Source organism: Nitrospinaceae bacterium (genome assembly GCA_018669005.1).
Taxonomy (GTDB): Bacteria; UBA8248; UBA8248; order UBA8248; family UBA8248; genus UBA8248.
The window spans coordinates 25,126-50,970 of the sequence record JABJAL010000056.1; the positions used below are offsets into that span (position 1 = coordinate 25,126).

At 56.7% G+C, this 25,845-nt stretch carries 22 protein-coding genes; 15 read left to right on the forward strand and 7 right to left on the reverse strand.

The window, feature by feature from the left end; genetic code table 11:
- Positions 1-110: 110 nt before the first annotated feature.
- The gene (locus tag HOJ95_07565) at positions 111-1,172 is read right to left on the reverse strand and encodes a zinc-binding dehydrogenase (GenBank protein ID MBT6394547.1); all 1,062 of its coding nucleotides are present in this window, start codon (positions 1,170-1,172) and stop codon (positions 111-113) included.
- 159 nt (positions 1,173-1,331) lie between these two features.
- Complete coding sequence (locus tag HOJ95_07570) at positions 1,332-1,541, reverse strand: hypothetical protein (protein ID MBT6394548.1); 210 nt, start codon at positions 1,539-1,541, stop codon at positions 1,332-1,334.
- A gap of 230 nt (positions 1,542-1,771) precedes the next feature.
- Here HOJ95_07570 and HOJ95_07575 point away from each other — a divergent pair, with 230 nt between their 5' ends.
- Both HOJ95_07575 and HOJ95_07580 read left to right on the forward strand, forming a co-directional pair.
- Positions 1,772-2,164, forward strand: a complete 393-nt coding sequence (locus HOJ95_07575; GenBank protein ID MBT6394549.1) for an FxsA family protein — start codon at positions 1,772-1,774, stop codon at positions 2,162-2,164.
- Positions 2,157-3,074 (forward strand): GNAT family N-acetyltransferase, encoded by a 918-nt coding sequence (locus HOJ95_07580; protein ID MBT6394550.1) that lies wholly within the window; start codon positions 2,157-2,159, stop codon positions 3,072-3,074. Before HOJ95_07575 ends, HOJ95_07580 begins: the two co-directional genes overlap by 8 nt.
- Before the next feature lie 7 nt (positions 3,075-3,081).
- On the opposite strand, the gene HOJ95_07585 is transcribed toward HOJ95_07580, so the two are convergent.
- Together HOJ95_07585 and HOJ95_07590 are read right to left on the reverse strand one after the other, a co-directional pair.
- Entirely contained in the window at positions 3,082-4,365 is a 1,284-nt protein-coding gene (locus tag HOJ95_07585) for a histidine--tRNA ligase (GenBank protein ID MBT6394551.1), read from the reverse strand.
- A gap of 98 nt (positions 4,366-4,463) precedes the next feature.
- Complete coding sequence (locus HOJ95_07590; GenBank protein MBT6394552.1) at positions 4,464-5,210, reverse strand: NAD-dependent deacylase; 747 nt, start codon at positions 5,208-5,210, stop codon at positions 4,464-4,466.
- Positions 5,211-5,383: 173 nt separating this feature from the next.
- Between HOJ95_07590 and HOJ95_07595 the strand changes: the two genes are divergently transcribed.
- Positions 5,384-7,078, forward strand: coding sequence for a thiamine pyrophosphate-binding protein (locus HOJ95_07595; GenBank protein ID MBT6394553.1), 1,695 nt, complete (start codon positions 5,384-5,386; stop codon positions 7,076-7,078).
- A gap of 15 nt (positions 7,079-7,093) precedes the next feature.
- Here the strand turns inward: HOJ95_07595 and HOJ95_07600 are convergent, their stop codons facing one another.
- Both HOJ95_07600 and HOJ95_07605 read right to left on the reverse strand, forming a co-directional pair.
- The gene (locus HOJ95_07600; GenBank protein MBT6394554.1) at positions 7,094-7,663 is read right to left on the reverse strand and encodes a hypothetical protein; all 570 of its coding nucleotides are present in this window, start codon (positions 7,661-7,663) and stop codon (positions 7,094-7,096) included.
- A 52-nt stretch (positions 7,664-7,715) separates the two neighbouring features.
- Positions 7,716-10,253: a ComEC family competence protein gene (locus HOJ95_07605; GenBank protein ID MBT6394555.1), complete on the reverse strand. Its 2,538-nt coding sequence runs from the start codon at positions 10,251-10,253 to the stop codon at positions 7,716-7,718.
- Positions 10,254-10,456: 203 nt separating this feature from the next.
- On the opposite strand from HOJ95_07605, the gene aspS reads away from it, so the two are divergent.
- Both aspS and era read left to right on the forward strand, forming a co-directional pair.
- Positions 10,457-12,241: an aspartate--tRNA ligase gene (gene aspS, locus HOJ95_07610; protein MBT6394556.1), complete on the forward strand. Its 1,785-nt coding sequence runs from the start codon at positions 10,457-10,459 to the stop codon at positions 12,239-12,241.
- Positions 12,183-13,232 (forward strand): GTPase Era, encoded by a 1,050-nt coding sequence (gene era, locus HOJ95_07615; GenBank protein ID MBT6394557.1) that lies wholly within the window; start codon positions 12,183-12,185, stop codon positions 13,230-13,232. Before aspS ends, era begins: the two co-directional genes overlap by 59 nt.
- A 41-nt stretch (positions 13,233-13,273) precedes the next feature.
- Here era and HOJ95_07620 read toward each other — a convergent pair whose 3' ends face one another.
- On the reverse strand, positions 13,274-13,462 hold the full coding sequence (locus HOJ95_07620; GenBank protein MBT6394558.1) for a 30S ribosomal protein S21: 189 nt from the start codon (positions 13,460-13,462) through the stop codon (positions 13,274-13,276).
- Positions 13,463-13,641: 179 nt separating this feature from the next.
- Here HOJ95_07620 and recO point away from each other — a divergent pair, with 179 nt between their 5' ends.
- The 10 genes from recO to HOJ95_07670 all read left to right on the forward strand — a co-directional run.
- Positions 13,642-14,385: a DNA repair protein RecO gene (gene recO / locus HOJ95_07625; GenBank protein MBT6394559.1), complete on the forward strand. Its 744-nt coding sequence runs from the start codon at positions 13,642-13,644 to the stop codon at positions 14,383-14,385.
- Between the two features lie 15 nt (positions 14,386-14,400).
- Positions 14,401-16,080, forward strand: coding sequence for an arginine--tRNA ligase (locus HOJ95_07630; protein MBT6394560.1), 1,680 nt, complete (start codon positions 14,401-14,403; stop codon positions 16,078-16,080).
- Between the two features lie 114 nt (positions 16,081-16,194).
- Positions 16,195-16,947 (forward strand): hypothetical protein, encoded by a 753-nt coding sequence (locus HOJ95_07635; protein ID MBT6394561.1) that lies wholly within the window; start codon positions 16,195-16,197, stop codon positions 16,945-16,947.
- 122 nt (positions 16,948-17,069) lie between these two features.
- Complete coding sequence (gene lipA / locus HOJ95_07640; protein MBT6394562.1) at positions 17,070-18,044, forward strand: lipoyl synthase; 975 nt, start codon at positions 17,070-17,072, stop codon at positions 18,042-18,044.
- 12 nt (positions 18,045-18,056) lie between these two features.
- Complete coding sequence (locus tag HOJ95_07645) at positions 18,057-19,253, forward strand: aminotransferase class I/II-fold pyridoxal phosphate-dependent enzyme (protein ID MBT6394563.1); 1,197 nt, start codon at positions 18,057-18,059, stop codon at positions 19,251-19,253.
- Positions 19,254-19,282: 29 nt separating this feature from the next.
- Positions 19,283-20,605 (forward strand): homoserine dehydrogenase, encoded by a 1,323-nt coding sequence (locus HOJ95_07650; protein ID MBT6394564.1) that lies wholly within the window; start codon positions 19,283-19,285, stop codon positions 20,603-20,605.
- Positions 20,606-20,632: 27 nt separating this feature from the next.
- Complete coding sequence (locus tag HOJ95_07655; GenBank protein ID MBT6394565.1) at positions 20,633-21,880, forward strand: hypothetical protein; 1,248 nt, start codon at positions 20,633-20,635, stop codon at positions 21,878-21,880.
- 36 nt (positions 21,881-21,916) lie between these two features.
- A complete protein-coding gene (locus HOJ95_07660; GenBank protein MBT6394566.1) occupies positions 21,917-23,125 on the forward strand; it encodes an aspartate kinase in 1,209 nt (402 codons plus the stop codon).
- The gene (gene glyQ, locus HOJ95_07665; GenBank protein ID MBT6394567.1) at positions 23,122-24,129 is read left to right on the forward strand and encodes a glycine--tRNA ligase subunit alpha; all 1,008 of its coding nucleotides are present in this window, start codon (positions 23,122-23,124) and stop codon (positions 24,127-24,129) included. Before HOJ95_07660 ends, glyQ begins: the two co-directional genes overlap by 4 nt.
- Before the next feature lie 35 nt (positions 24,130-24,164).
- On the forward strand, positions 24,165-25,845 hold a 1,681-nt coding region (locus tag HOJ95_07670), incomplete at its 3' end, for a glycine--tRNA ligase subunit beta (GenBank protein MBT6394568.1).

Consider the following 25,845-nt stretch of genomic DNA (forward strand, 5'->3'; position numbering starts at 1 on the left):
TTTAGCGTGCCCAATGTTATGCGCTTTGGTATCGCCAATTTTTATTATGCCCGACCGGTGTGTGGTTAGATTTTATCACACCACCCGGTTCGGGTCAGGGGTGGCTACCCCTAGTCGAAGACGACGGCAGCGCGGCCCGTGATTTTATTGTCCTGTATTTCCTGGAACGCGGTTTCGGTGTCCTCGAGTTGAAATGTTTTGGTGACGATGGGCTTTATCAGGCCGCTTTTAACGAGCTGGAGCGAGCGGCGAAGCTCAAGCATCGAGCAATAGCGCGAGCCGTGGATTTCCTGGGCCATCTGGAGCACGCGCTGGGGATCGACGGTGAATTTGGGTGATACGCCGCCAAAGGCCGAGGGCGCGCGCGAGCCGACGATAACCAATTTCCCGCCTTTCCCAAGGGTGTCCATGCCGGCCTCTAAGGTTTCTTTAGAGCCCACATAATCGATGTAGGCATCAACGCCGCGCCCTTTAGTTAAGGCCGTTATTTCCTCAACGGTGTCGGAGTCTGAGGCATCGATGGTGGCGATGGCGCCGAGCTTGGCCACGGTTTCGAGCTTTTGTTTTGAAACATCAACGCCGATGACCTCGCCGCCACAAAGCTGCGCCATCTGGACGGCGTGGATGGCGACGCCCCCCCCTGCGCCAATAATGGCCACCTTATCGCCGGGCTTTATCTGGGCCTCGGCGGTGCAGTTGTGATAGGGGGTGCAAATGCCGTCTGCCGCCACGCAGGCATCAAGCGGCGTTATGCCCTCTGGGATCTTGCACAGGTTGAGCGCGGGAATTGAGGCGTACTCGGCGTAGCCGCCATCATGCACAAGGCCAAGGTAGCCTTTAAAATTTTCGCAAAGGGTTTCGCGCCCGCTGCGGCAAAAATCGCACGAATGGCACACGAGATAAAAATGCGCGGTAACAAGATCGCCAACCGAGACGCACTCGACGGCAGAGCCTGTTTCAATGACCTCGGCGGCGATTTCGTGGCCCATGATGCGGGGGAACTTGTCGATGGTGCCCGGCGTGCGGCGCATCAAAACAGGGGTGAGCCCAACGCCCGTGGCCTTTAGCTTGACGAGAGCGTCGTTTGGCCCAACGGCGGGGACGGGGACTTCCTCTAGCTTGAACGGGCCGCCCAATTCGTGGACGCGCATGGCTTTCATCGTGGCTGGCATGGTGTGGACCCCCTTGTCATGAAAAATTTGAATCGAAAAATCTGCGCCAAAATAATTAAAGTTGAGTGATGGTCTTTATTATACCCTGCATAGCGCTTTTGCGCCGCTCTGGGCCGGGAGCTGAGGGGAGGGTGTTTGGTAGGCAGCCTTGCTCGATGCTCAGACGCGCTTGTCGACGGTGGCCTCGCGCGGGCGGCCGCAATTGGCGCATTTGGCAGCAACGGGCACCATGTGGCCGCAGCGCGGGCAGGTCATGGCGATGGGTTTATCATGGAGCGCCTCGGTGGACTCCTCAAGGAGTTCCTTAAAAGAGGGCGCGCGAAAGTGGTGAACGATTCGCTTTAAAATCCCTTTTTTCTTCTCTGGCATCGCTTTTGTCTTTCCCCGCCGGGGCTGGGATAATGATTCGGGCGGCCCTGCGAGAAAAATTATCTCACAATAGCTGCGGGGGCGCGATTCTTTGGATGCGGGCCGGGCCCCGTAGCGGTCTTGGGCTCGTGGCTGGACCGTGGTGGTCCTGGGTCCGGGCATGATGCGGGATGAGATTTTTTAGGAAACGATATTTTTCAAGTTCAATAACTTGTGGAGAGATAAAACCTGTGATTTTTAAACTCTTTTTGTTGTTCACGGCGGTGCCGCTCCTTGAGCTGATGATTCTAATTGAGTTGGGAAGCGCCCTGGGGCTCTCGACAACCGTGGGCATCGTTCTGCTCACGGGGGCAATTGGGGCCTGGGCCGCCCGTACCCAAGGTTTTTATGTGCTCAAAAAGATTCAGGAAGAAACGAGCGCCGGGCGCCTTCCGGCGGATCAGCTCGTGGACGGCGCGATGGTGCTCGTGGGCGGGGTGTTTCTCATCACGCCGGGCCTGCTGACCGATTGCACCGGTTTTGCGCTGATGGTGCCCGCCGTGCGGGGGATTCTTCGGGGCATATTGATGAGAAAGTTCGAGGCAAAAATGAAGGACGGCAGCTTGCGGATTCATCATGGCTGAGGCTGTTGCCTATGATGAGACGCACCGCCCGGCCCTGCTGGCGCTCATGCGCGAGGCCTTTGAGGGGCAGGGTGATGAAAAATTCCTTGATTCCCTGATAGCGGGGAGCGAGCGCATATGGCTCGCGGCGGGCGCTGGCGACGATTTTAATGGGTTTTGCCGTGTCGTTGCCGATGAGGAGACGCGCGCCCGGGGGCGGGCCTGCATGGATATTCTTTATCTCGGGGCCCTGGCGCCTGAAATATCGCCAGCGAGTCGCGAGGCTGGCAAGGCGCTGATAGAGGCGGTGCGCGGCCATGCGCGGGAAAAAGATTTTGACGGCATCTGGAGCTATTTCAGCGAGCCGCTCGACCCGGATTTCATTGACGAGACAAATGGAAAGCGCCTCCGGGAGATTCGCCTGCTTCGGCTTGAACTGGACGATGCGCATCACGTGCCTCAGCTTCCCGAGGGCTACCGGTTGCGACCGTTCAGCTTGCCGGATGATTTGTCGCTCGCCGCCCAAATTTACAACGACACTTTTGCCGAGATGTGGAATTTTTGGTCCCATTCAGAAAACGACATCGCCCATTGGTTCGAGAGCGCCGACACCGCGCCCGAGGATTGTTTCCTTCTCGAATACGAAGGAGCTGACCTGAGCCCGGGGGCTGGCATTGCGGTTCTTGCCATCGACAGGGCCCGCATCGAGGGAGGCGACCGTACCGCATATTTGCCTGATATTGGCGTTGCCCGCGATCATCGCAGGCGAGGCCTCGGCGGGGTGCTTATGGCCGCCATGGTCGGGCGCGCGAAAGAGCAAAATCTTTTGGCCATCGAGCTAATTGTCGATGATCTGGACCCTGCCGCAAAAGCTTTTTACAAAAATATTGGATTCGTTGAGATGGGAAAAATCACGGTCTACGAATGGTAGCCCCGCATCAATCAGCTAAGATACGGGATGCAAGATAATTCTCGATATCATTCCTTGAAATTTCTTCCTGTTTGCTCTCGGTCATGTCGCGAAGCGATACAATACCTTTGTTGATTTCATCCTCGCCCAATACGAGCACATAGCGGGCCCCCGAGCGGTCGGCGCGCTTCATCTGGCTCTTCATGCTCCCGCCCCCGAAAGTGCGATCTGCGCGAAGACCTCGACTACGGAGGGAAGTTGCGAGCGAGAGAGATTCTGCCTCGGCGCCCTCGCCAAGCGCAACGATAAAGACCTCGACAGATGAGCGCTCTTTTCCCTCGCTCTCCACACCCTCGGTAAGCTGAAGGAGGCGCTCCATCCCGATGGCAAAACCGATGGCAGGCGTCGGTGGGCCGCCGAGTTCCTCGATAAGGGTGTCGTAGCGACCGCCTCCGCAGACAGCATTTTGAGCCCCCAGGTTTTCACTCGTTACCTCGAATACCGTCAGACAGTAATAGTCGAGGCCCCGAACAAGCGCCGGGTTTTTCTCGTAGCGAATCCCGGCGCGATCCAGATGCCCGCAAAGGGTGGCCAGGTGATCGCGGCACCGCTCGTTCCAATATTTATCGATGGTCGGCGCGCGGGCAATAATTTCCTTGTGGTCGGGATTCTTGCTGTCAAGAAAGCGGAGCGGGTTCTTTTCGATGCGCTCGGTTATTTCGCTCCCCATGCCAGCGGTTTCTTTTGTCAAATATTCGAGCAGCGCCTTTGAGTAGGTCGGGCGGCACTCGGCGTCCCCAATGTTGTTGAGCTGGAGCGAGAGGCCGGTGAGACCCATAGATTCGAGAAGTTCCATGAGCATTATAATCACCTCGGCATCCAGCGCCGGGTCGTCCGTTCCCATCGCCTCGGCATCTATTTGGTGAAACTGACGAAAGCGGCCCGCCTGGGGGCGCTCGTAGCGGAACATGGGCCCAATGCAAAAGAGCTTGGCCACCCCGGCCTGGGCGTAGAGGCTGTTCTGAACATAGGCGCGGCAAATTGATGCCGTGGCCTCGGGGCGAAGCGTAATCGAGTCGCCGCTCTTGTCCTCGAATGTGTACATCTCTTTGCTGACAATGTCGGTCGTGTCGCCAATTCCCCGCGAGAAAAGCTCGGTTCGCTCGAAGGTGGGAACGCGAATCTCACCGTAGCCATAGCGCGCGAATACATCGCGAGCCTTGCGCTCGGCATCGTTCCAGCGCCCGGCCTCCTCGGGAAGAATATCCTTCACGCCGCGAGGGGCGTTGAGTTTTTGCTTGGCCACTTTCATGCTCCCTAATACGTTTGATCGCTCGCCGCGTGAATCACATATGGTGTGAGAAAGCTCTATAGGCTATCGGCCTAATGATCAAGCCGCCCCTGCTCTTCCTAGCCGCCAAAGGCCGCCTCGATAAGCAAGGGGAGGGCTTCGCCTGATGCCGCTTGAACAGATTCGTTCAATGCCTCGCTAAGATCCGTGCGCTCTGGATTGATCTCCAAAACAAACGCCCCGACCCGGCGGGCGAGAAGCGGCATGCCCGCCGCAGGCTGAACCACTGCCGATGTTCCTGCCACGATGAAAAAATCGCAAGCCTCGATGGCTCCCAATGATGATTTTATATCTTCAGAGTTGAGCATCTCACCGAACCAGACAATGTGCGGCCTCATAAAACCACCGCATTCACCGCATAGGAGTGGTATCGGGGATACCGGCACATCGCGGTTCTCGCGGGGCGCAGCGTTTTCACATCCCGAATTGGCGCACCGCACCCGCCAGATATTTCCATGAAGCTCGATAAGGATTTTTGAGCCCGCGATGCGGTGAAGATTATCAATGTTCTGGGTGATGAGGGTGAAATCCTCGGCCCGCGCCTCAATCGCGGCGATGGCATGGTGGCCGGGGTTCGGCTGTAGAGGAGCGAGCATTTCCCGCCGGTAATTATAAAACTCCCACACGAGTTTTGGGTCTCGCTCAAAAGCCTCAGGCGTTGCGAGGTCAGTTGCCTTGAAATTTCGCCACAAGCCCCCCGCACCACGAAAGGTGGGCACTCCGCTCTCGGCGCTCACGCCTGCGCCCGTGAGGACAGTTATCGAACGGGCGGATTGCAGCGCGGTGATGGCATCGCGGGAAAACATCGGGGTCTCTTATGGGCGGTAACGTGCGGTGACGGACGTTGAATGGTCAAGCCGAGAATATCCATCCAGCGCCTGTGAGGCAAATCCCGCCTTCCATTGACAGTAAATCAGCGAGGCCATAGGTTTGGTCGTCTCTATATTAAATATTAATTTTGCCAGCTAGGAGAATTTTGATGGCTCGCACCGGATCAAGAGCGCTTTTGGACGCCCTAAGGGAGAATGAGGCGGAATATATTTTCGGGATTCCCGGCACGCTTACCCTGCCTTTTTATGACGCACTGATCGATTTTCCCGTGAAACCCGTCATTACGCGCCACGAGCAGGGGGCGGGTTTCGGGGCCGACGCCTATGCGAAGGTCTCTGGAAAGCCGGGTGTCATCTTTACGGTGCCCGGGCCAGGGGGCACGAATCTGGCCACAGCGCTTCAGTCGGCATATGAGGACTCTGTGCCCGTAGTGGCGATTACCTCGGCGCTGGCCGACAACATGCGCAACAAGAGTGCGATTCACGATGTGGACATGGAGAACGCGCTCAAATCTTGTGTGAAAAAAGTACTCGTCCCCGATTCGGTGGCGGGAATCCCGCCGGCGGTGGACGCTGCTTTCAAGTGGGCGGTGGCGGGAAGACCGGGGCCGGTTCAGGTTGTGGTGAAGTCGAATCTTTTGCGGGCCGAGGAGGAGCGTGTGCTTCGGGCGCCTGAGTTCCCGCTACCCGAGGCGCCGCCAGCGCTTGATGAGGCCGCACTCGACAAGGCTGCCGAGATGCTTCTGGCGGCAAAGCGCCCCGTCATCTATGCCGGATTCGGGGTTGAGGTTTCGGGTTGTGGTCGCCAGCTACAGCTTTTGGCCTCAAAACTTGGCGCACCTATCGTCACCTCAATTAAGGGCAGGGGATTTTTGTCGGAAAAAGATCCGCTCTGCTTTGGGGTGGCAACTTTTGAGGGATGCGAGGACATGCTCTCCGATGCGGATTTGTGCCTTGCCGTGGGCACTGGATTTGGGCAATTCGCCACCCTTTATTACCGTGTGCCGATTCCAGAAAATCTTATCCAGATCGATATCGACCCGGCTCGCCTGGGGAGAAACTATCCGGCGAAGCTGGGCATCGAGGCCGATGCGCTTGAGGCCATTGAGCGCATATTGAAACGATTTGAAGGCACGCCCGAGCTTCCGCCGGGCGAGGGCCATTTTCGCGCCCGCACCTCGAAATCGGTTTACGCCGAGCGCCTCCAGGCCTACATGGATAAACCGGCGAGCCCGCCCTTCGATGGACTGTTTGTCATGAAAACCATTCGCGACGCTTTTCCCCCGGATACGATTTTCATCTCGGACAGCTCGGCCACCCAGAGCTGGCTCATGGAGCAGGCCTTCGAGATTCATCGTCCACGGAGCGTCCTGCTCTCGGAGGCCTATCAATCGATGGGCTACGCGGTTCCTGCGGCCTATGGCGCCAAGATTGGGGCCCCCGAGCGCACCGTCTGCACCATCGTCGGGGACGGCAGCTTCATGATGTCGTGCGGTGAGCTTGCAACAGCCGTTTCTCTGGGGATCGACATTACCTACATCATATTCAACGATGGGGTCTATGGCGCGCTGCGCCACTCACAAAAATATGTATACGGCGAGCGCTATATTGGCACCGACATAAACAGTCCCGACTTCAAGACACTGGCCGAGGCATTTGGCGCCGTGGGACACAAGGTCGAATCAGGAGCCGAGTTTGCCGAGGCGCTTCGTGAGTCTCAGAGCGCGGGCGGGGTTCACGTCGTCGATTGTCCGATAGACAAAAACTCGCTCTCCTCGCGCTGGCAGCGCACGGTAAAAACATTCGCCGCCGATCCTCTCTCAACAGAGCAGCCATCGAGATAGAGGATGAAGAGGCGTCTACTGATTGTTCTTGACGGGAAGCTTGCTCACGGATAGCCGCACTTCGGGGGGCGAGCCCTTGAGGGAGTGGTAAAGCAAAATAAATGTGTCGCTACGCGTCTCGATACGCCAAATCTGTCCGGGCGACATTACCCGGCTGGTGTTTCGAGTCTCTCCCGCCTCAAGCTCGGCAACTCTGATGCGCGCGCGCTCCCCGTCCAACCGGGCAAGGGTGACGAACAGCCTCGCTGGCACGATTTCAACAGCCAAGCCGGGCGTGAAGAGGCGCTCTTGAATCGAGAGGGCGGGCACTGGTTTTGATGGTTTTTTTTGGGGTAGTGTTTTAAGGCGCTCGTGAAGCGAGGCGGCCTGCTTTTCTAGCTTAGTGTTCGAGGCGCGAAGCTTTAGGCTGGCCTTGGCTAGCTGCTGAATTTCTCCTCGCAGGAGCGCAATTTTTTTTGCCTGCCTGCCTCCCGTCGTGACTACCACAGCGCCAGCCAAAATTGCCACTGCCGCCGCCGCCCCCAGGGTCCAGGTGATGAGCACGCGCCGCGAGTAGTAAACGGTGGGAGATTTTCGTGAATCCATCATTACTCCGTTAAACGAAAAAGGACTGATGGGGCCCAAGAGTAGAGTTACGCTACTTGAATTTTGAGGCCCGTATTCTTTTTCTTTCCTCGCCCGAATAATAGCGCACCCACCGGCCAAGGGAAGGCTTGGGCCAGTCGGAGGAGGCCGCGTATCGTTCGATGCGCCCGCCCTGGCCCAGTGCTCTGCCGCTCGTCGAGGCGCGCGCCATTCCCCCGCGCCAGGGTCTGTAGACTCCCAGTGCGCGCTGCCGCCTCTTGATGTGCTGCCACTGCTCATAGGGCAGGCGGCGCGTGCTCTGGGGCGATGCAATGACGGCGAACGGGCGAACGCGCTCAAGCCAATCCAACACTTTTTCTTCTCGCAGCATGCGCTCGGGGGCCCTGACCAGATCGAATTTTCCTTTTGGCAGGCTCCGGGGCTTAAAGCGGTGCCTGTTGCGCTGCGCCCCGTAGCGGCTGCCGCCCGAGAGGAGGAGCCAGCGCGCCCCGCCATGCTCAAGGAGGAATTGAGAGTGTCCCTCCCAACGGCTGAACGAGAGGCGGGTGCCTCGCGATTCGGTTTTCCAAAGGAGACCGGTACGGCCATTCCCGGCGGCTGGGATAATTTCGGCCCCCTCGTTTCCGGGAGCACGGGTGAGGATGCTTCCTCGTTTATCAATCTCAATGACGCGCCTTAGACGCATAGCGGTTTGAAGCTCCCGCTGGGCAGAGTCATATTCGCCCGAGCGTGCCAATAAAATGAGTGCCTCCCAGCTCCGCTCCCCCTCGTTTCTGAGCAGGGGCGCAAGCACATTTCGCCAAGTGTCGAACTTTGCGCGGCTTTGCCGCCCTGCGTCGATGGCGTATCCCCTGCCGTCCGGTAGGCGAAGGAAAAAAATATTTTTTCGGCCAACATCCGGCAAAAGCAGCGCCGATTGACCATTCGGCGTGGCCATAGAGGGGCTCCAGGGGAGGGCGATGAAAATGATAGAGGCCGCCACCACCGCCCATCCCGCTTTTCTCCCCGCTGCCCTGCGCACCCCAAGCGCGGCTGCCAGAGCGCATAGAAATAGGGCCATCTGAAGGGCATGAGGCCGGGCAACAGTCAACGCGCTCCCCGGCACTGCCGCCGCCATTCGGGTGAGTGCGATCATGGCCGAGGCCAGAAAATTGAGAAAAAGATTTCCTCCGGCGATCAGCGTGCCGAACCATTCAAAGTTGATGAGATCTGCTCCCGCAGCAAATGTGCTTGTCACAAAGGTGAGGGGAACAAGAATTGAGGCAACGGGAATGAGAAAAAAATTTGTCACCAGGCCCGCAAGTTGAATTTCCTGAAAATGAAAGGCTGTCAGGGGAGCCATCGTGGCCGATACAACCCCCTGGATGCCAGCGAACTGTAGTAGGCGAAATTTCCACCATCCCCATTCGACTAGGCGGTAAGGGGCATCAGGTCGAGGCAGTCGTCTCGCCGCGAGGATGATTGCCGCAACAGCGATGAACGATAGCTGAAACCCTGTGTCCCAGATAAAGCCCGGCTCGATGAGAAGAATCAAAAGGGCCGCCAGGAGAACCGAATGCATCGCTCCCCCGGGGCGCTCGAAAATTCGCGTTAAAAGATAAACAACAGCCATGATCGCCGCACGCACAGTGGAGACGCGCGCTCCCGTTAGAAGTGCAAACAGGATTACGACGGGAATGGTGGCCAGGGATGCCATTTTCAAGGGCGTTAAGACTATCGGGCGAATCGGGAAAATCCGTGGCGGTAGCCGAAGGCAAATGGCGAGAAACCCGAAATAGAAAAAGGCCGAAATAAAGCCCACGTGAAGGCCACTTATTGCCAGGATGTGGCTTGCACCTGCCAGGCGAAACGATTCGCGAACCTCGCTGTCCAAATCCTCACGGACCCCCAGAGTGATGGCTTCAAGAAAACCACCCACCACTCCGGGAAACGAGATGCGCAAGAAATTCCGCATGCGTTCCCTGAAGGCGTATAGGTGTCTTTGAAACGCCCCCTTCTCTACGCGAGCAAGCAATTCGATGGAGCGGGGCGATGTGAAGGCCGTGGCGTGAATGTCCCTGAGGCGCAAAAACTCGCGATAGTTGAATGCGCCCGGATTGCGGTAGCGAATGGGGCGCTGAAGCCTGATCCGTCTAGCAAGGATTTTGTCTCCCACGCGATAGGTGGCGGTGGGCGCTGACGATAGGGTAAGGCGCACCTGTCCGCGTACGGGAACCTCCACCCCTCTGACGGAGAGCCGTTCAACCTGAATATAAACACGGGGGCGCTTTGAGGCGGCGCGATGCTCTAAGGGCCGGGTGATGTGGCCAATCAGTGTGGCGCTTGCACGCGGCATGTGGCGGAGGAGATGGTGAGAGGGAACAGCCCACTGGTGTAGGCTTAGTGCAAACATGGCCACGAGAGCCCCTCCGCCAGCGAGAAGGAGGTAGGTGGCTGTGCTCTTTTCCCGAAATCGATTTCGCAGAAGGCAGGCAACTCCGGCTAGAAGCCCAGCCAACCAGAGGCCGCCCTGGAGATTCCACGGAAGCGACATGCCGCCAAGGAGAAGGGCGCCGATATAGCCCATCGTTATATAATCGAGCGGAAACACAGTCTCTCCCGAGATGGGTGTGCGAATTAAATCTCAGATTCAATGGAACGGATAGTCTAGCATGCCCATCAGTCCACCTTCCCATCGCTTGAGAGGCCGATTTCACCGTGATAGGCTCGCGCCGCAAAGACTTGAGCGGGCCACAGTTCCAAGGCAAACAGGCTTGGCCTCCTTTAACACTTCATGAAAGCGAGGTTTTTTCGTTGAATACGCTTCTGGACGCCGGACGCACCCATACCCTGGGGGAGTTGCGCGCCTCCGATATTGGCAAAGAAGTACTCCTCATGGGTTGGGCACAGACAAATAGAGACCACGGCGGCCTCATTTTCATCGACCTGCGCGACCGCTTCGGCCTCACTCAGGTCGTGGCCGACCCCTCCTATAACGAGGAGGCGCATCAATTAGCGGACCGTGTTCGCTCCGAATGGGTGCTGGCGCTTCGAGGAAAGGTCATCGCACGGCCAGAGGGCATGGCCAACAAGAATCTTTCAACAGGTGATATTGAAGTGCGTATCACAGAGCTTGAAGTCTTGAGCGAGGCAAAAACCCCGCCGTTTCCCATTGAGAGCGACACTGATGCTGGCGAGACAACGCGCCTTGAATATCGTTATCTTGATCTTCGCCGCTCATCGCTTCAGGAAAACTTCCGCCTTCGTCACCGGGCGACCCAGACGATCCGCAATTATCTGGACGACAATAATTTCATCGACATCGAAACGCCCGTTTTAACGCGAAGCACGCCCGAGGGTGCGCGGGACTACCTTGTGCCCAGCCGGGTGCAGCGAGGCTCTTTCTTTGCGCTTCCTCAGAGCCCTCAAATGTTCAAGCAGATTCTCATGGTCTCGGGCTTTGATCGCTACTACCAAATCGTCAAATGTTTCCGCGACGAGGATCTTCGCGCCGACCGGCAACCCGAGTTCACACAGATAGACATCGAAACTTCGTTCATGAACCGCGAGTCTTTCTTCAACATGATGGAAGGCCTTGTGGCCGCGATATGGCGGGACACGCTGGGCGTTGAAATTTCAACTCCCTTTGATCGCGTACCGTATGATGAGGCCATAGAGCGCTACGGAAACGATCGCCCCGACCGGCGATTTGGGATGGAACTCGCAACGATTTCCGACATTGCCGCCGCCAGCGAGTTTAAGGTTTTCAAGGGGGCCATCGAGAAGGGCGGCGTCGCAAGGGCGATGGCTGGCCCCGGCATGGCCTCGGCCTCGCGAAAAGAGATTGACGACGTCATTGCTCGCGCCATTGAGCTTGGAGCCGGTGGTCTCGCCTGGGTGAAGCGTACCGAGAACGGTTATGAGTCGAACATTGCGAAATTCTTTGGCGAGGGCCAGCTTGAGGAAATCGGGGAGCGGGCAGGGGCACAGGTGGGCGACCTGCTGATGATGGTGGCCGACACTCCCGAGGTGAGCGCGGCCGTCCTCGGACAACTCAGACGAGAAATTGGCGAGCGCCTCGGATTGATCAACAGCGAGGAGTTCAATTTTTGTTGGGTGGTGGATTTTCCCCTGCTCGAATGGAAAGAGGAGGAGAAACGCCATTTTGCGCTTCACCACCCATTTACAGCACCCAACCCTGAGGACATTCCGCTGTTCGAGACCGATCCCACTAAAATCAAGGCCCAGGCCTACGATATGGTGCTTAACGGCCTAGAAATCGGGGGCGGAAGCCAGCGAATTCACCAGCGCGATATTCAGCGCAAGATGTTTGCCGCCCTTGGCATGGACGATGAGGAAGCAGAGCAGCGTTTTGGTTTCTTCTTAGAGGCGCTGGAATATGGCACCCCGCCACATGGCGGCATCGCTTTTGGTCTCGACCGTATCGTGATGCTCCTCACGGGCTCTCCTTCGATACGTGACGTCATTGCTTTCCCGAAAACGCAGCGGGCCGTTTGTCTGATGACGGGTGCGCCAGCGGATGTCGATCAGACACAGCTTCGAGAACTCGGAATTCGTGGAGCACAGGCTCCAAGTTGAGGCCCACTCATTGAGCGACAAGAAAACGTCCAAGCCTAACGCGCAAATCCCATTTGATGCCGAAAACCTGCTTGCCGAAATAAAGGGGGAGGCCACCCCCCCTGGTCACCGCTCAGGTTTTGTGGCCATCGTTGGCAGGCCCAATGCCGGGAAATCCACGCTTTTGAATCGCATCCTCAAACAAAAGCTGGCCATCATTACCCACAAGCCGGGCACGACGCGCCGCCGTCTTCTGGGTGTGTATACCCGGCCCAAGGGGCAGATAGTTTTTCTTGATACCCCGGGCCTTGAGCGCCCTGAATCGAAGCTCGGGCGTTTTTTGCTTGAGGAGGCAAAGGCCTCGGTTGCAGGCGTGGACCTCATTCTTTTCATGACAGATGGCTTCAACGAGGGGGCCGATCTTCAGGCCGTCGAGTTGTTGGAGAGCGCGGGAATTCCTTTTTTCTTTGTTCTCAACAAGGTGGACCTCCTCAAAGACAAGAGGAAGCTTCTCCCGATGTTCGAGCGCTACTCCAAGCTTGGGCAATTCGAGGAGTTTTTCCCGATATCCGCGCTCAAGGGACAAAACGTAGATAATCTGCTCAAGCATCTGTTCGAGCGCCTTCCCGAGGGGCCGCGCTACTACCCACCGGGCTCTGTGACGGATGTCTCGGAAGAATCCCTGGTCGCCGAATTCGTCCGAGAGCAGGTCTACCACCAGCTTCATCGCGAGGTTCCCTATGCCGTTGCCGTACAGGTATTGGAGATGGCGCGCGATGAGAAAACGGGCTTCATGCATATCGAGGCTGATATCTATGTAGAGCGAAAGAGCCAGCGCGGCATTGTCATCGGAAAGGGTGGTGATCGCCTAAAGAAAATTGGGCAGGCGGCACGTGAGGAAATACAGAATAGGCTGGGCGAGAAGGTGTTTCTGGGGCTTCACGTTAGGATCAAACCGAACTGGCGCCAACGCGACTCGGCGCTGCACGATCTGGGATTCAAGCTAGAGTAGTTGCGGAAGAAAAAGGTAATTACTTAAAAGCCCATGCGGCCCTATCGATTCTGAGCTCTGACTCGCTTTTTCCGGGCAGCAATTATTTTCCGCTTACGCTTAACGCTAGGCTTCTCGTAGTACTCTCTTTTTTTGATTTCGGTGAGGATTCCCGATTTTTCGCACTGTTTTTTGAACTGTTTCAGTGCCTTGTCGATGGATTCTCCCTCGTGTACCTTCACTCCTGGCATATTTGGAAACTACCTCCCTCGCCTACGGTTAGTGGAAAAGACAATAAACGCGTGGATTTCTATCCCATATCTGTTTTATTCCGTCAAGAGCCGCAGATTCGCAAGTCACCTGATTTTCGCTCGCTTACCCGGCTTTCAAGCCTGGTGGCGGGAATTCACATAGGACCAAGGGTGGAGCGATGAGTATTCATGTGGACGAGGCCTTTGTGTTGGGAACGAGTCCTTACTCGAATACCAGCCTTATCGCTACTTTTTTTGCGAAAAAAGAGGGGAAAATACGGGTCGTCGCACGCGGGGCACGCTCGCCTAAAAGCAAAATTGGGGTGGGTTTAGAGCCTGCCACGCGCATCCAGGTGGAATGGTCGATGCGGCCGGGAAAGGATCTGGGCACCCTGAGGTACTGCGAGACGACATCCGTGCTCCATGGCCTGTGGAGCGACATTGAAGCAATGCAGTGCGCAGCGAGTATCCTGAAAACCATTGACCGGATTTTCGGTGTCCACGAAGGAGATGAAGAGCATTTCGATTGGACGATGGCCGCCCTTGAGGCACTGGATGCTGGAGTGGATGCAGGAAGCCTCGAGGCGTTGTATATATCGGGTCTTCTTGCTCGCCTGGGAATCGCACCCACGCTTGGGTATTGCGAGGTATGCACGAAATCGCCGGGCACCGAGCGGGCCTCGCTCGACTTAGAGGCGGGCGAGCTGCGGTGTGGTAGCTGCAAGCTGCCGACCGGCCAGGCAATTCGTCTCAAGGCCGGCACTATCCCAGCCCTGGGCGAGGGAATGAAGATTGGCACAGAGCAGATTCGCTCCATTAAATTTCACCCGTCCATACAGGACGAAATTATTCAGGCGGCGCGCGCACTCATATCGTTCCACGTGGGCGTTTCACTGCCGACACGGGCTCGGCAGGCAAAATAGGAGTTCGAATACGTGATTAAAGAAATACTCGAATCGATGGTGGCACAAGCCATCGAGGCCGCACGGGCGGCGGGGGCCTTGGTAACCGAGGAAGTCCCCCCGATTGATATCGATGCGCCGGCCAAAAAGGAATTTGGCGACTACTCATCTAACCTGGCGATGCTCCTTGCCAAGTCAGAGCGCAAGGCGCCCCTCATCATCGCCGAGTGCATCAAGGAGCACATGTCTGCGAGGGCGGATGTCATCGATGAAATTCGTGTGGAAAAACCCGGCTTTCTAAATTTTTATCTCAAGACCGACTATCTGGCCTCAGGGCTGGGCGCCGTGATGAGCGCCGCCGACGAATACGGCAAGAGCGATCTTGGTGCTGGAAGCAAAGTGCTGCTCGAATTCGTCAGCGCAAATCCAACTGGCCCGCTCCATGTTGGCCATGGCCGGGGGGCCGCCGTTGGTGATGCCCTTGGCCGGATACTGAGCGCCACGGGCCATGATGTGCACCGCGAATATTACGTCAACGACGCGGGCAACCAGATGGAAATGCTGGGCGCCTCCACTTTGATCCGCTACCGGCAATCAAAGGGCGAGGATGTTGAGTTCCCCGACAACCTTTACTCGGGTGAGTACATCAAAGAAATAGCCGAGAGCAAGCCCTATCAAGAAGCCCTTGCAGGCAAGGAGGGCGTCGATGCCACCCAGGCATCGATTGCCTTCACCTCAAAATTGATTCTCGAAACCATCAAGGGCGACTTAGAGTCTTTTCGGGTGGGTTTCGATGAATGGTTCAGCGAAAAATCACTGTTCGCTGGGGGGGACCCCACAGAGTTAACAGGCAAGGTCGGTGAGGCTATCCAGGCGCTTGAAAGCGCAGGCCACATCTTTGAGGACAAGGGCGCCAAATGGCTCAAAAGCAGCGCCCACGGAGATGAGAAAGATAGGGTTGTTGTTCGCGAAGACGGCAGGCCCACCTATCTCGCCTCGGATATCGCCTACCACCACCTGAAATTCAATCGCGGCTTCGATCAATGCATCAACATCTGGGGGGCGGATCACCATGGCTATCTTCCCAGGGTGAGAGCTTCACTGGAAATGCTTGAACACGATCCCGAGCGCCTAAAGGTGCTCTTCGTGCAATTCGTCAGCCTTCGAAGGGGAGGTGAGCCCGTCCAGATGAGCACCCGCGCGGGCCAGTTCGAGGAACTCTCCAAGGTGGTCGAGGAGGTGGGTGTCGATGCGGCCCGCTTTTTCTTCATGTTGCGAAGCCCCGACAGTGCGCTCGAATTCGATCTGGATCTTGCGATGGAACAATCAAGCGAGAATCCCGTTTTCTATGTGCAATACGCGCACGCCCGGACATGCAGCCTATTTCACCAGGCTACCGAGCGGGGCATCACGTTCAACACTGAGGGAGGAATTACACCCGGGGGGCTGAGTCTTCCCGAGGAGCATGTCTTGGCCAAGACGTTGCTTGAGTGGCCCGAAATTGTCGAGGTGGCGGCCAGGAGACTCGAGCCCCACCGCATTTCTTTTTATCTGCTCTCGCTGGCTAAGGATTTTCACGCCTACTACAACCGCCACCGGGTACTTGAGCAAGCACCCGAGGTCACGATGGCACGGCTATATCTCATCCGCTGCATGCAGATTGTCCTCAAAAATGGACTTGCCCTCCTGGGCGTCTCTGCGCCCGACAAAATGTAGGTGGGTGGAATAAATTTTCGGATGATGTAGGATTGGTGTTAATGGGTTGAGGCGTAACCCTAGTCTTTTTAGTAGATTGTGTTGTCTCCATCCGCCCGATGGATTTCATCCCCGATGCCCTGGTTTAGTAAATCCTCATCAAACGGCTCCCAGCAAATACGATTCTCGTTCTCAAGGCAACAATTCGCGCTTTTCATCGGTGGCGCTTTTATCCTGTTGACGATTTCTTTCAGTATGGGTTTTTTCGTGGCCGACAGGCAGGCGGGAGTCGATGACAAAACGGCATTCGCAAGCTCAAGCACTTCCGGCTCGCCTACCATCGAAGCTGAGGCGACCGTAAAAATAGCGCCAAAACTTGATTCTGGAACGAAAACCGCCCGGGCTGGCACATCCAGGGCAGACGTATCTAACGTTATCAAGCCGAGTTTCTATAAAGAGCTACTGGATAAAAATGAGCCTTCACCAGAGAAGCTAGCTCCCCTGAAGCTTCCAACTGCACCTATGACAACGGTGCCGAAAAAAGTCCAGAAATTACCGAAGCCCGTACCACTTAAAAATACCTCTGTTGGCAAAACGGCTAACACTCCAAAGTCTGTGGTAGCGCCTCGCCCTCCGAGGGTAGCCGCTAGGCCGCGCTACACCATTCAGGTTGTTTCGGTGAAGGAGCCGGCCTACGCCCTCAAGATTCACAAAAAGCTCAGAGAAAAGGGGTTTGCCGTATTTATCCAGCGCGTTGACCTCAAGGCTAAAGGTGTCTGGCTTCGAATTCGCGTAGGTAAATTTTCGGACAAAAAAGCTGCGGCTCAGGTCCTTCGCGCCCTTCATGCCAAGACCACGGTTCGGGGTGGGCAGATTGTCCCGCTGTAGCCATCTGTGCTCGAATTGAATGGATTTAGACCAGCGAATCCCGTATAAAACCCCTCCCTTGACACTGCCGGGGGGCGTTTTTATTATGCACCGGCTCGTAACCCGATAGCAGAGGATTTTCAATGGTTTCGCGAAGATTTCCACCATGGCTCGTCAAGCGGCTTCCCGCACCGAGCAAAGCGCATGACGTAAAGACCCTGATGCGCAGGAAAAGCCTATTCACGGTTTGCGAGGAGGCGCGTTGCCCCAACCTGTTTGAGTGTTTTGAGCAGGGGACGGCGACCTTCATGATTGGCGGCGATATTTGCACGCGAACTTGTGGTTATTGCGCGGTGGAAAAAGGCGAGCCTGCCCCACTGGACACGGACGAGCCTCGGCACGTTGGCGAGGCGGCTGCGAGCCTCAATTTGCATCATGTGGTTGTCACCATGGTGAACCGAGACGATCTGCTCGACGGTGCGGCCTCTCATGTCGTCGAGACCATTGGGGCGATTCGCGAAAATCTATCCAAGGCGACAGTCGAAGTTTTGGTGTCTGATTTTATGGGAAATTACGGGGCAGTCGAAACGGTAGTGAATGCCAGGCCGGATGTGTTTAATCACAACATCGAAACCGTTCATCGCTTGTTCAAGAAAACGCGCCCCCGGGGTGATTATGAGCGCTCCCTTCGGGTAATTGGCATGGCGCGGGAGATTGATCCCACAATGACCACAAAAAGTGGGGTAATGGTCGGCATGGGAGAGACCGAAGAGGATGTAATGGCGCTAATGGAAGATCTGCGAGCGCCTGAGGTAGATTGTCAGATCATGACTATCGGTCAGTATTTGCAGCCCCGTAAAAAAGCTATCCCGGTTGCCGAATATATTCATCCCGACACCTTTGAGCGTTATCGTGTCGCAGGGCAGGAGAAGGGATTTGCACATGTATTTGCAGGGCCCTTCGTTAGAAGCTCCTATAACGCCCGCGAGGCGATGCTGGCGGGCCAGGGCGCGAGCGGCGGCGAGAATGGGGCAGGAGACCCCGAGGGCCGCTCATTCATGACGGAAGACATGTCGGGCCAAAACGTGGCCGTCGGTATGCTCCCGATATATCCCTGAAGGCGAAAGAGAATGCACGAATTTCAAAGAATCACTCGCCTGCCGCCTTATGTGTTCGCGGCCGTGGACGAGCTTAAACTAGCCGCCCGCCACCGGGGGGAGGATGTCATCGACTTCGGGATGGGAAATCCCGATCTTGCCACCCCTCCGCATATCGTCGAAAAACTAGTCGAGGCAGCCTCGAACCCTCGAAACCATCGCTACAGCGCCTCGCGAGGCATCACCAAGCTCAGAAAGGCTATCTCCGACTGGTATGGCCGCCGTTTCGATGTTGATATCGACCACGACAGGGAGGCCATCGTCTCCATTGGCGCCAAGGAGGGGATATCCCACCTCTGCCTCGCCATCACGAACCCGGGCGATCTCGTCATGGTGCCGAGTCCGACCTATCCGATTCACACTTACGCCATCGTATTGGCAAACGGAAACGTGGTTCATGTGCCCCTCGCGCAGGGAGATGATTTTTTTGACAACCTGATTGAGGTAATGGGTCCGATATGGCCCAAACCCAAAATTTTGATCCTGAGCTTTCCGCACAATCCGACGACCGTGTGTGTCGATCTCGATTTTTTTGAAAAGGTGGTGGCTTTTGCCAAAGAGCACAACCTGATCGTCATACATGATTTTGCTTATGCCGATCTAGGTTTCGACGGTTATCAACCACCCAGCATGCTTGAGGTGCCCGGCGCCAAGGATGTGGGTGTCGAGCTTTTCTCGCTATCAAAAAGCTATTCGATGCCCGGCTGGCGCATCGGATTTGTCGTAGGAAATCCCGAAATCATCGCCGCCCTTCGCCGGATCAAAAGCTATCTCGACTACGGCGCCTTCCAGCCAATTCAGATAGCCTCGATAATCGCCCTGAATGGTCCGCAGGATTGCGTTGAAGACATGCGGGCAACCTACCAGAACCGCCGGGACGTTCTATGCGACGGACTCGCAAGAATCGGCTGGAATGTTCAGAAGCCCAAAGGAACCATGTTCGTTTGGGCAGAGATTCCCGATCAATTCAAGGAAATGGGCTCGCTCAACTTCGCAACCCATCTGCTTAAAGAAACCAACGTGGCCGTTGCTCCAGGCATGGGGTTCGGTGAGCTTGGTGACACGCACGTCCGCTTTGCGCTGGTAGAAAACGAGCATAGAATCCGCCAGGCAATGAGGAACCTTCGCCCTGTGTTTCGCACTAACTCCTCGGACTTGCCTTCGGATTAGGCATATCTTCAACCTTTGATAGAGAAATCATGGAAAAAATAAAAATTGGCATCTTGGGCCTTGGAACTGTGGGCACCGGTGTTGTTCATCTACTTGAGGAGCAACGCGATTTGATAACGAGGCGGCTTGGCGTGGAAGTGTCCGTCACCCGTATCGCCGACAGGAGTGCGGCCCGCAAAAGCGCCAAAGGCGTGGCGCCCGAGAATTTGAACACCGATGCCGAGGGGCTGATTGACGATCCCGAAATCGATATCGTCGCCGAACTCATTGGCGGCACAGACGACGCCCGCACCCACATTCTTCGGGCTCTGGGCAATGGGAAGCCCGTGGTTACCGCGAACAAGGCTGTGCTCGCAGTGCATGGAGAGGAAATTTTTGCGCTGGCAGAAAAAGCCGGTTGCCCGCTCGGATATGAAGCTTCCGTCGCCGGCGGCATTCCTATCGTACGTAACCTGCGCGAGGCATTTGCCGCCGACCGCATCGAGGGTATCTCAGGCATCTTGAACGGAACCTGCAACTACATCCTCACGGCGATGAGCGAGGAGGGCGCTGCCTTTGATGAAACGCTCAAAACCGCCCAGGAACTCGGATATGCCGAGGCCGACCCATCGTTCGATATTGACGGGGTCGATGCGAGCCACAAGATTGCCATTCTTGCCAACCTTGCCTACGGAACGCCTGTTGATATCGATGCCATCCCGTGCGAGGGCATCCGGAAGATCAGTGACGTAGACATTTCGTTCGCGCGCGAGTTGGGTTTTCGAGTGAAACTCATCGCAATTGCCAGGGAGACGGACGGGAAGCTCGACATCAGGGTTCATCCTGCCATGCTTCCCGAGGGGCACCCCCTCTCACAGGTGGGCGGGGTGTTCAACGCCATTGCTGTATCAGCCGTTAACGCAGGGCCCCAGGCCTTTGTCGGACAAGGGGCAGGCTCGGCGGCCACCGCCAGCGCTGTCGTGGGAGACATCGTGGAAATCGCCAGGTGGCTCAGAAGCGGGAGCCATTCGCGCCTTCCGGCCGCAGCGTTTCTACCCGACTCGCGCAAACGCCTCCCAATCCTATCCCCTAAAGAGGTGCGGACACCGTTCTATCTTCGTTTTTCGGCCCTCGATCTCCCCGGTGTTTTGAGCCGCATCACAGGCGTCTTCGGTAACCATGAGATTGGTCTCGAAACCATCGTCCAAAAAGGCAGAGCCGAGCGCGACGACCATGTGCCCCTCGTCATCATGACTTATGAGGCCGCAGAGGAGGCCATGCAGGCTGCCCTCAAGGAGATACTCGCCCTCGATGTCGTCACCCCAGAATATTCACTTGTTCGAGTCGAATCCGACGGCACGAAGTTCGCCTAAGCATAAAAAGCCGTTAGGGAGTTCATCTTGAAGCGCCTTGTCGTCCTTGGCTGCGGAATCGCCGCAGAGAGTCTTCCCGATTTCGAGGGCCGCACCCCCCTGGAGGCCGCAGAAACGCCATTCCTGGTCAAGCTGGCCTCGCTCGGCGAGGTCGGCGGCTGGGCGGCGACACGTCCCGGCACATGGTCCGGCCCTGAGGCCACGCTCTCAGAATTTTATGGAATAAACGATAACCTACCCAGGGGGCCCCTTGAGGCCGTGAGTTTTGGCATCGAAATGGGAGAAGGGGATATTGCCTTTCGGGCGAACTATGTTTGCTTAAGGCCTGGCACGACCAGCGTCCTGATGTTCGACGCCGCCGGATGTGGAGTTTCCGATGAGGATGGGGCGAGCATCACGGCTCATCTCAATGAAAACATTTTGTCCGATCCCGACGAGGAGATTCGTATCATTTCGCTTGGCGGCTATCGGGCCCTCCTGACCTACCGAAAACCTGGATTTAACGTGGCGAGCCAGTCCATGTCCGCTTTTTCTCCCCCTCATGAAATTATGGGCCAGCCCATCGGAGATCATCTCCCCACCCTGGATGAGGCGAGGCGCTTCGTCCACATTGTAAACGACTCGCAAATGATTTTGGCCACGCATCCGGGCTTGAAGCAAAAACAAGAAACCGCCATGTTCGCTGCCAACAGCCTTTGGCTCTGGGGCGGAGGGGTGCTCCCGCACATCACGCCACTCTCTCAACTTATAGGGACCCCAAGCGCCGCCATGGTGTCTAATTGCCGCGTTGCCCTGGGACTGGGCCGCCTTGGTGGTGCCCAGGTGCGGCAGCCATCCGAAACAGGCACGGCAGGCAGAGCAGAAATGGTGAGAGCTACAAGAGAGGCCCTTCGAGAAAACGATTTTGTCATGCTCTGCATTGATGACCCGGCCGAGGCGATGATGGCCTCAAATTTCGAGGGCCTCACCGCATCAATGGAAGCTCTCGACAGAGAAGTCATCGGGCCGCTCATGGAAGACCCGGGAGGTGGGGAGCCATGCCGCATACTCGTAATGTCCGATAGGGTGGGCTCGCTCGACCCCTCACCATGGGCGCTGGCCGAGTGGCGCGCCGGAGAGCTTCATCCGCCCAAGCTGCCGGGGGGGCTCTCTGGCCTCTGGAGGAAGTTCACCAACACGCCAGCCCCTCGGGCGGACGCATTCAGCGAAAAATTATGCGAGAATCGGGCCCCGTTATCGGGCAAGGCGATGCGCGCCCGTCTTATGTCGGCGTGAAATCGTTTTTATATATTTTTTAGACGAGAATTCCACATGGCACTTGTCGTACAAAAATTTGGCGGCACATCGGTGGCCGACATCGACCGCATTAAAAAGGTCGCCTCGCGTGTGGCCTCGGCTCGCCAGAAATGGGATGAGGTTATCGTTGTCGTCAGCGCCATGGCCGGTGATACCGACCGCCTCATTGGAATGGCGAAAGAACTATCAGACGACCCGGAGGGCCGCGAAATTGATCTGCTTCTCGCCTCGGGTGAGCGAATCACGAGCGCCCTTCTTGCCATAGCGCTTGAGGGTCTCGGCGTTTCAGCCATCTCGCTCACCGGAAGCCAGGCGGGCATTATGACCGAGGGGGCGCACACCCGCGCCCGCGTTCGCACGATTCAGCCTAAAAGGATCAGGCGAGAGCTTGAGGAGGGCCGGGTTGTCATCGCCGCTGGTTTTCAGGGCGTCGATCAACTCAATGAAGAGCAAACCCTGGGCCGGGGCGGCTCGGATTTAACGGCAGTGGCTCTCGCTGCCGCACTTGAGGCCGACTTGTGCGAAATTTACACCGACGTAAAGGGCGTTTACACGGCAGACCCCCGGATCGCCCCTCGCGCCAAGCTTCTTGAGAAGATATCTTATGACGAGATGATGGAGCTTGCCTCGTTGGGGGCGAAAGTTCTACAGTCGCGCTCGGTCGATCTTGCGGCCAAACATAAGTTGCAACTCGTCGTTCGCTCATCGTTTGACGAGGGGGAGGGCACCTTGATCACGCCGGATGAAGCTGGATTCGAAGCCCCCGCCGTTAACGGCGTGAGCTGCGATAAAAAACAATCTAAAATTACCGCCCTGGGCGTTGCTGACCGCCCGGGTATCGCCGCATCGCTGTTTGGCTCCCTGGCCGAGAAATCCATTGCCGTCGATATGATCGTCCAGAACGTCAGCGAGGAGGGATTGACCGACATTTCGATTACCGTCAACAGTGATGCCGCCGCCGAGGCCGAACGCATTATGCAGGAAACGCATGGCTCTTTTGGCGCGCGCAAGATTCTTCGGGACGATAGCGTAGCCAAGGTCTCGGTCGTCGGCATCGGCATGAAAAGCCAGGCGGGCGTCGCATCGCGCACCTTCGCCGCCCTTGCGCGCGATAGAATTAACATCATGATGATCTCGACCTCTGAAATTTCAATCTCGGTTATTGTCGAGGAAAAACAGGCCGAGGAGGCCACCCGCTCGCTTCACCGGGAATTTATTGAATGAGCACCGCCGAAACTTTTCAGGACGTCATCCTTCGCCTCCAGGATTTCTGGGCTGCCAGGGGTTGCGTCATCCAGCAGCCCTACGACATCGAAGTAGGCGCCGGGACAATGAATCCGGCGACGTTTCTGCGTGCGCTGGGCCCGGAGCCCTGGCGAGTGGCCTACGTCGAGCCAAGCAGAAGGCCCACCGATGGGCGCTATGGTGAAAACCCGAACCGCCTCCAGCACTATTATCAGTTTCAGGTGATCTTGAAGCCCTCGCCGCTTGAGGTGCAGGAGCTATATCTCGACAGCCTGAAAGCGCTGGGCATCGAGCCGCTTGATCATGACATCCGTTTTGTCGAGGACGATTGGGAGTCGCCCAACCTGGGCGCCTGGGGCCTCGGCTGGGAGGTATGGCTTGATGGCATGGAGGTCACGCAGTTTACCTACTTCCAGCAGGTGGGTGGCCTCGACCTTGATCTTGTATCGGCCGAGCTGACCTATGGCGTCGAGCGCATCGCGATGTACCTTCAGAAAAAAGAATCGGTCTACGACCTTGTTTGGTCGCGCGACCCCGACACGGGAGAGGAAGTCACCTACCGTGACGTTCACCACCAGAGCGAGGTCGAGTTCAGCCATTACAATTTCAATGAATCTGACGTTGACCTGAATTTCAAGGCCTTTGACATGTATGAGGCCGAGGGCTTTAAGCTCATCGAGAAAAAGCTGACGCTTCCGGCCTACGACCAGGCGCTCAAATGCTCGCACGTATTTAATCTCCTTGATGCTCGGGGGGCAATCGGGGTGAGCGAGCGGGCGCGCTATATCGGGCGCATCAGAAAGCTCGCCCGCGCCTGCGCCGAGGGTTATATCGCCTCGCGCCTAGAGGCTGGCTTTACCTTGATAAAAGATGATGCCGAGCGCGAGCACCAGATTGCTGAATACACAAAAAAGCTCGCTCCCGCTGATGAAAGCGAAGGCGGAAAGAAGAAAAAGAAGAAAAAAGCCGGTGCGGCTTCCTGATATCAAAATGTTGAACATCCATCCTAGAGGTTGAGTTGGGCAAAGAACTGTTGTTTGAAATTGGTTGCGAGGAAATCCCCTCGGCCTACATGACGGGCATGCTCGCTGCGCTAAAAGAGCGGGCCGAGGCGTCCTTTAAAGAGGCGCGTCTTGATTTCGAGGGCCTCACCGTCATGGGCACCCCCCGGCGGCTCGTTCTTCACGTTGCCGACCTTGCCGAGCAACAATCACCATTGAAAGAAGAGATTTTTGGGCCCCCTGTCAAAAACGCATTTGACGACGATGGCAATCCCAACAAGGCTGCCCTAGGCTTCGCCAAGACCAGCGGCGTTGAGGTCTCCCAGCTTCAAAGAGTAGATACCCCCAAGGGCGAGCGGTTGATGTTTTTAATGGAAGATGAGGGGGAAGAGGTCGGGAGTATTCTTTCCGCTAGGGTTTTATATCCGTTGATTCGAAATCTGCCGTCTCCAAAGTCAATGCGTTGGGGGAGTGGTCGGGTTCCATTCGTCAGGCCGATTCATTGGGTGCTGGCTTTATACGGCGGGAAGATTGTCCCTGAAATAAAGAGGGAGGGGATAGCTTCTTTACTCAATTTTCCCTACTTCAATAATTCTACCTTCGGTCACCGCTTCATGGCGCCCGAGGGGTTCACAGTCACAGGCTTCGATGACTACCTCATGAAACTCCGCGCCCACAAGGTCGAGCCCGTCGTTGACGACGGCGCGGGCGGAGGGCGTATCCCCCTCGTGCGCCGCGGGGTTGAAGAGGCGGCAGCTGGTGCCGGGGCAGAGCTTGCGGCGGATGTGGATGGCGTCGAGCGGCTGGTCGAAAAGGTGGCGCACCTTGTCGAATGGCCGATTCCGGTGACGTGTAGTTTCGAGGAGCGTTTTCTCGATCTGCCCGAGGAAGTGATTATCTCCACCTTGGAAACCCACCAGCGCTGCTTTGCGCTCAGGAAAAAAGGCGGCGGGGCGCTTGTCGCCAAATTCATTGGGGTGAGCAACACCGAGGCCAAGGATATGAAGGTGGTTGGCCAGGGCTACGCCCGGGTTGTGCGCGCCCGTTTAGAGGACGCCGAATTTTACTGGAAACAGGATCTCGAAACCCCGCTCGACGATATGGCCGAGAAACTAAAGGGCGTTGTTTACCATCCCCGCCTCGGCACAAGCTGGGAGAAGACCGAGCGATTTCGGGCGCTTGCCAAATGGATTACGGCGGAACTTTTTCCGGGCGAAAAGGAACTCGTACAACAGGTGGATAAGGCGGCGAGGCTCTGCAAGGCCGATCTGACCAGCGGCATGGTCTACGAGTTTCCCGAGTTGCAGGGCTTGATGGGCAGCCGCTATGCCGAGCGGGCAGGGGTAGAGGCTGAGGTCTCAAATGCTATTTTTGAGCACTATCTGCCCCGGGGCGAGGGGGACGATCTGCCCTCGGGCGATGTGGGGGCGATTGTGGGCCTTGCTGACCGCATGGATACCCTGGCGGGAATGATTGGGCTGGGCTATGTTCCGAGTGGCTCAGAGGATCCTTATGCGCTGCGCAGGGCGGCGAACGGGATTAATCGGGTGCTTATCGCGCTTGGCTGCCGGATTTCATTGAACAAATTTGCTATTCAGGCGATGGTGCCACTGCTCGATAAATTCAAGGACGACAAAGAAACGGTAACGTCGCGATTAGCGGATTTCCTTCGTAATCGTGTCGGCGCGGGTCTGGCGC